Source organism: Pseudanabaena cinerea FACHB-1277 (assembly GCF_014696345.1).
Taxonomy (GTDB): Bacteria; Cyanobacteriota; Cyanobacteriia; order Pseudanabaenales; family Pseudanabaenaceae; genus Pseudanabaena; species Pseudanabaena cinerea.
The window spans coordinates 1-6273 of record NZ_JACJPY010000142.1 but is presented as its reverse complement, the minus strand read 5'-3'; the positions used below and the strand labels follow the sequence as shown (position 1 = coordinate 6273).

Sequence of the window (6273 nt, the reverse complement as noted above, 5' to 3'; positions counted from 1 at the left end):
GAATGCTGCTGGTTTATGGAACTTCTATTTAGATTCTGCTTAAAAATGGATGGAAAAAGTAAAACCCTTTCTGTACTTTACTTTTATTTCCCAACAGGTCTAATACTTCGGAAACGGCGATCGCTATCACCTTTTTGGTAATGAATCTAGAGGCGCTGCTCAAGCAGCTTGCTTTTTTATTTTTTGCTTGGTTTATGCTTTGCCGACAGTACTTTATTCTTCAATTTGGGAAGGTAGTTTTTATCTTTTCTGCTATCTCTTACCAATTTCGGCGATTTCCTGTCTTGCCTGTCCTGTGGTCTCCTTTTTCTACTTGCATTCTTCCTGCCTCCTAATTACTTTTTCAGCAAGCCCTAGGTAAACATGATGACGGGGAAAAGGTTGCGCCAGTAGATTACCAACGGTTACGGGTAAGGTTTGTTTCCACATCAACCATGCATATTCTGTTTCCCGTTCGACCCATGCTGGACGCTGGAAACAACTGCAAAAATAGCGGCAGGCATCATCAAGGGCAATCAAGTTGGGGCGACGAATCAAGACTGCCACAGCCACGTTAATGGGCATGGCTCCCTCATAAAGCGCTTCTTGAGCCTTAACTGCTTTTTGTTGTTTCAATGACGCATTGACGTTGATGTTATTCAAGGAAGCGGATTGTTCTTGCGAGACAATGCTTTGCTTGGTGACGCGCTGCATATTCGCTTTGACGATGGTTTCATTGGCTCTGGTGAACTGGCAGAACACTTCCGTATTTGCTACAGAGTCACGGGCGATCGCTTCCCAGAGATAACGCATTTGTTTACCCTTGGATGCCCAGCCCCCTGGTTTATCCATGAAGGTGAGTACGCCGATATATTCACCCTTGAGATGCACGAAGCCATTGTCAGCAAAGGGTATGGAGTCTGGTCGCTCTAGGAGCAATGTTTTCAGATGCACTTGGGTATTGACTCGCTCTTCCACACCGCGCTCAGACATCACTAGCAATTGCGGAATTGCAGGAGGGTGGCTGCTATTAAATTGCCGCCAGAGATGCTCCCATAGTTCATTCTCGGTCAAGGGTCGCAGGTCTAAACCCATGCGATTTACCAAAATCTGTTCCCAGTTCAAGAAGCCATCGGTGAAGGCTTTGGCAAAAGCCATTTCATGCCGCTCCTGCTCAATTTGCTTTTCCTGACCCATCAGTTGCTGTGACAACTTCTGTATCCACGCCAGTGCTTTTTCCAGCACATCATTACCTTCAGCCGTCGAGCCACGCAGGGTATAGGTGGCATAGAGTCTCAAGAATTTCGGTTTGCGTAGTCCTGACTTCGCTAATTCCTGTACCCTTTGCTTTTCGCCCATCACCAGAAACTTTAACTGCGGCGTATCCGCTTGTTCGTAGAGTGCTTGGAGTTGCTGTTGGTGATCGCTGTCGGAGCTAACCGAACCAAAATGTACCGTCAGCTTTTCACCATCGGGAATATCTTTCAAACCTGATTGAATTGCCTCAAAGAGCGATTCTTCCTGCTCGGTTGAAAGGGTGGTGTGAATCCCCTTGGACTCCCAGCCAAATACAAACTGCAATGACTCTAATGAAGATTGACCTTGCTTGAGGACAAAGCAACTGACGGCGCGACCGCGTAGCTCGAACTTGAGCAGACATTCCACGGCAAGCTCTTTTTCAAAGTGGCGATATCGCTTCTGATTAACGTTCTGCATACTTCCTAACCTCCTGCTTACGCATTCCCTTGTACTGATAAACGCCTCGCGTCCATCGCGGCACAGGGATAAATTTTGATAAAAACCGATAGGGCTGTGCACCTGTCAAGATCCACCATGTCGCATCACCCCAAGCCACGATTAGCAATACCCACAACCAAGGCAGATTCAGAACCGCATAGCAAATCATGAACAGGGTAAAGCTGATGATTGCCCAAGGAATGATTAGCTCAGTGGGAAAGGGGCCAATCTTCGGACTTGCGCCCAGAATGGCATTGACCTTACGAAATTTGTACTCCTCTGCCATCGCTTTAGGCTGCACCTGTGATGATGCCCGCCAAAATGTCACCCATTGTCACCGTTACTACCAGAATTAGCGGTGTTCTCGCCATTTGCTGCCAATCATCGTCATTTCTGGCTGATTAAATCACTTTTACCAGTCCAATCCCCAGATAGATTACAAATAAGGCTCGCAGCACGTTGAAAATCAGCGCCACAAGTCCTGTGTCGATACCAGGAATTGCGCCTGTCATCCATGTTTGCGTCTTGTTAAAAAACTGGGCTTGGGCTGGTTCCACTGTAAAAACCAACAGTAAACCAATCACAAAACCAATAGCGATGCCTAGTAATAAAACAGGGCTGTACTTGTAATACCGAATCAGTTGCTCGGATTTGCCATAGAGTTTCAACAATACCTTTGGGAATGCTAATAGCAATCCAATCAAGGCGAGTAGCGCGGTGAGATACATCCCTTTAGTGCAAGCAAAGGTGATGATGACTCCCACAATCGCAGCCGTCAATGTGGCTATCTGAGGATTTTGGATTTGGCTGAGGAAGCTACGGTCGTAGTTAGTATAGGAAACTCTCATGGAATTAATGGGATAGGTTTTCATAGTTGCTATCTAGAAAAATGTGCGGAATAGATGCACAAAAGTCACGGGCAGCAAGGCGATCTGATTGCCTTTGCCCCTCTGCTTTTGAAAAGCATTTTGAGGGATTGTTCTTTTCTCGTCAATAGCCAAGCAGCATACGCACTGTCGATTTCACCTATATTTGAAACATCACGATCGCCGCCGCCGATCTGCTAAGGCATCGTTTAAGCCACTTTGCAGATATTGCTTCCGTAACCGCCAGAGACGGGTTCTTTTAACTCGCAACACGCGCATTACTTCGGAGATGTCCACACCGTCATGCAGAGCCAGTAATACTTGGGCGCGATGGATGGTTGAGGCATGGCTACTGCCCTTCATGCAAAGGGTTACGCATCGGTGATAGTCGGATGCGGTGAGGGTAATTTTTAGTCTTTCCATGTTTCAAATAACATTTTGTAAAGTTTGGTGTAAGGTTGCTTTTTGAAGCTAATCATTACTTTTGTCGGACAATTATTTGGTAAATTCCCTGACTGAAATGTTTTATGTAACGCAACTTCTATCAGCATAATCTTCTCAAATAAGTTCTGAAAATATTTCATAGGGAAGATTCAGATTCTTCTATATCTATTGTTGAAGAGAAGAAGGGAAAAGTTAAACAATGCTAAAGATTAGCTAAGCCGATCACCCATGCATCAGTAAGCGATAATTGTAAAGTGATTCGCGAAATAGTGAGGGTTTTTTATGGCAGCAAATTTAAAAGGTAAAGTTGCCTTGGTAACAGGGGCTTCAAGGGGTATTGGCAAAGGTATTGCGATCGCTTTGGGTGAGGTTGGTTTACATCACGGGGCGCAGTGTAAATCAGTCAAATTCTCTAGAAACTATTTCGGGAAGCTTGCTAGAAACTAAAGCCGCCGTAGAAAATGCGGGTGGGATTTGTATCGCCGTTCCCGTTGATCACAGTGATGATCAGCAGGTTAAGTCTCTATTTGAGCAAATTGAAAGAGAGCAAAATGGACAATTGGATCTATTGGTGAATAATGCTTTCGGTGGTGTGCGATCGCTAATTTCTTCCAATGGTAAACCCTTCTGGGAAGCAGATCTTAGTCTTTGGGATGATTGCAATCAAGTCGGTCTGCGAAGTCATTATGTGGCAAGTCATTTTGCCGCAAAGATGATGCCCCAACGCCAGCAAGGCTTAATCGTGACGATTTCTTCTTGGGGTGGATTAGCTCCTATCTTTGGTGTTGCCTATGGTACTGGTAAATCTGCTTGCGATCGCCTTGCATCGGATATGGCTGTTGAACTCAAGCCTTTTAATGTTGCTTCGATTTCTCTCTGGCCGGGGATTGTTGGTACTGAGCAGTTTCATCAGTTAGCTGATGAAAGTCTTGCGGGTAATCTTGGTATGACTGCGATCGCGGATAAGTTTAATTGGGAAACGCCTTTGTTCGTCGGTAGGGTAATTGCGGCTTTGTCTAACGATCCAGACCTGATGAGGCGAACTGGTAAGGTTCAGATTGTGGCAGAACTAGCGGCGAACTATGGAGTAGTTGATGAATATGAGCAGCGTCCTGTATCTTTACGTTCTCTCAGATTTTTATTGGCTCAAGGTTTGCCAAGGCTTAAATCTCAAGCTAAGTTGATTCCCGATTTGCGAGTGCCTTGGTGGATGCTTCTGTTAGCTGTTCTCAAGTCGCCGAAAATTTGATTGTGATTCTAGGGCAAAAATAGAGTTACAAAAATAGTTTAGAAAATTTGCAAAAAAGCTTAGTAATTTCCTGATCGAAATTTGTAGGAAGGTTGAAATTTTTCTCTAACCTCACTTCACACTATACAAGTTATTAAATCAAGGAAATACTTATCTATGCACAAACTCATATCTCCACGGCACATTTTAGCTATTGCTTTTACTTCTGTCGCTTTGTGTCTGTATGGTTGTAATAATACCAACGATTTAGCAACCAGTGCCACTCCTGTTGAAGTAGTTCCGATCCCAGAAAATGCCAGACAACTAGAAGCAGAAATTGCGGAGGTGAAGCTGCGGCAAAGCAAAGCAACAACACCCGTCAAAATTGTGGTAGCGATCGATCAATCAGGTAGTATGCAGGATGCGCGTGTTAACTATGTGAACTTCGCAGATCTGCAATCGATTTTCCTCAAGGTAGAAGAGTCAGGGGGGGAAATTGCTCTGAGTGCCATTTGCGATCGCTCAAATCGTCCTTTGGAACGACTGCTATTTCCAGAACCACCTAAACTTGATGAAAAACTTTTGACCTTGCCTGCCCCTGTATCACAATTAGCTGATGAGGGCAGTCCCTTTGAAAAGGAAGAGCGTGAGAAAGCCCATGCTGCTAAGTTGGCTAGTTATAACAGTGAGATTGACCAAAAGAGTCGCGAGATCGCTGCTCATAAGAAGCAGTTACAACAGCACCGCCAAGAGTCTCAAAAGCGGATCGAAGCGGTCAAACCAGACATCGAAAAAATTCTCAAAACTCCTCGCAATTGCCAAGCCACAGACATTCAAAGCTCTCTCAATCGTGCGAAATGGTATTTTGAAGAGGCAACCCCTAAATCTCACAAGCGTTTTGCTTTATTCATTACTGATGGTTTAGATTCTTTTTCGGAAGCCCCTGCCAATCTGCCTGCTGATGCACGGGTAATTTTGGTGAATGGCAGTGTCAATGTGGGGATTTTTGGCAAGATTAAGCATGATCGCTTTGAGTCGCCTAAGAGAGCGATCACCCATCTTGTGGACTTGATGTAAGGCTATTCTGTCCTTCTCAAAAATTGGCAATGCGTTGCTAATGATTGGATGAGAATGATTTGTATAGTAAGTAGCTCAGCATAATAAGGATGGGTGGCGCTTCGCACTACCCATTTTTACCTGTTTAGCACTACCGAAAAACTTGATCTATCTGCAAAATTTTTCTAACTCTTCTAGATAAATAAGCATTGGTTGACTGCTTTAGAGTACAGGAGAAATGAATGAATCCAAATTTTAACAATAATCATCAACAACGCAGAAGGGAGCGTCGTAGTCAAGGCAGAGCGAACGAAGCTAATCGTCAAACCCAACAGCAAATTGATACTTATAACGAAAGTCTCGATCAGCAGACAGCGATCGCTACTCGTGCTATTTATTTAGGAAAACGTTATTTTCATCAATATCATGAGACTTGGAACAATTCTGCACTAGAGTATCGCAACCCTGATGTAAGGCAGAAGATGAATCTGTACTTCGTGCTATTTGGAACCTGTTCAGTTGTGTTCATTAATCTATTACTAATCAAGGCTCCCGTGGAATATATTGTCAAACAGAGTGGTGCAAGTGGTGGATGGCAAACTGCTGCGGCAATTGCTATTCCTATTGTCCTCTTGATTTTTGAGCTTTATACTGGCGCACAGTTACAAGAAGCTCGCCGTCAGAATGACGAAGATGCAGAAAGAACTTGGGAAGCGATCGGATGGTTCCTGATTTTATTTACCCCATTAATGATTTTAGGAACCTATGTTGCAGGAGGAATGCTCGATAAACCGTTTAACTGGATCTTGATGATTACCTTGATGATCCTCGCGGGAGGCACTGATGCAGCGATCGTTAATGGCTGAGGGGGTGACAAAGACATCTAAAACGTAGCCGTGACAAGCTGCATAGCCCTCTTACCTCGTTGATAGTAGGTTAACTTATTGGGAGCTAGTTTCAATA

The 6273-nt window shown here is 44.3% G+C and carries 6 protein-coding genes and 1 pseudogene; 3 read left to right on the top strand and 4 right to left on the bottom strand.

The window, feature by feature from the left end; all coding sequences use genetic code 11:
* Window positions 1-309: 309 nt before the first annotated feature.
* The 4 genes from H6F44_RS21905 to H6F44_RS21890 form a co-directional block, all read right to left on the bottom strand.
* Entirely contained in the window at window positions 310-1695 is a 1386-nt protein-coding gene (locus H6F44_RS21905) for a hypothetical protein (RefSeq protein ID WP_190353211.1), read from the bottom strand.
* Window positions 1682-2044: a hypothetical protein gene (locus H6F44_RS21900; RefSeq protein ID WP_322096280.1), complete on the bottom strand. Its 363-nt coding sequence runs from the start codon at window positions 2042-2044 to the stop codon at window positions 1682-1684. The genes H6F44_RS21905 and H6F44_RS21900 overlap by 14 nt, the downstream gene beginning before the upstream one ends.
* 73 nt (window positions 2045-2117) lie before the next feature.
* A complete protein-coding gene (locus H6F44_RS21895; protein ID WP_190353210.1) occupies window positions 2118-2588 on the bottom strand; it encodes a hypothetical protein in 471 nt (156 codons plus the stop codon).
* Window positions 2589-2756: 168 nt separating this feature from the next.
* On the bottom strand, window positions 2757-3005 hold the full coding sequence (locus H6F44_RS21890) for a helix-turn-helix domain-containing protein (protein ID WP_190353209.1): 249 nt from the start codon (window positions 3003-3005) through the stop codon (window positions 2757-2759).
* A gap of 303 nt (window positions 3006-3308) precedes the next feature.
* On the opposite strand from H6F44_RS21890, the pseudogene H6F44_RS21885 reads away from it, so the two are divergent.
* From H6F44_RS21885 to H6F44_RS21875, 3 genes and pseudogenes are all read left to right on the top strand, one after another.
* Window positions 3309-4275: pseudogene (locus H6F44_RS21885) on the top strand (SDR family NAD(P)-dependent oxidoreductase).
* Between the two features lie 156 nt (window positions 4276-4431).
* Window positions 4432-5331, top strand: a complete 900-nt coding sequence (locus H6F44_RS21880) for a hypothetical protein (protein WP_190353208.1) — start codon at window positions 4432-4434, stop codon at window positions 5329-5331.
* Between the two features lie 221 nt (window positions 5332-5552).
* Window positions 5553-6176: a hypothetical protein gene (locus H6F44_RS21875; RefSeq protein WP_190353207.1), complete on the top strand. Its 624-nt coding sequence runs from the start codon at window positions 5553-5555 to the stop codon at window positions 6174-6176.
* Window positions 6177-6273: the final 97 nt, after the last annotated feature.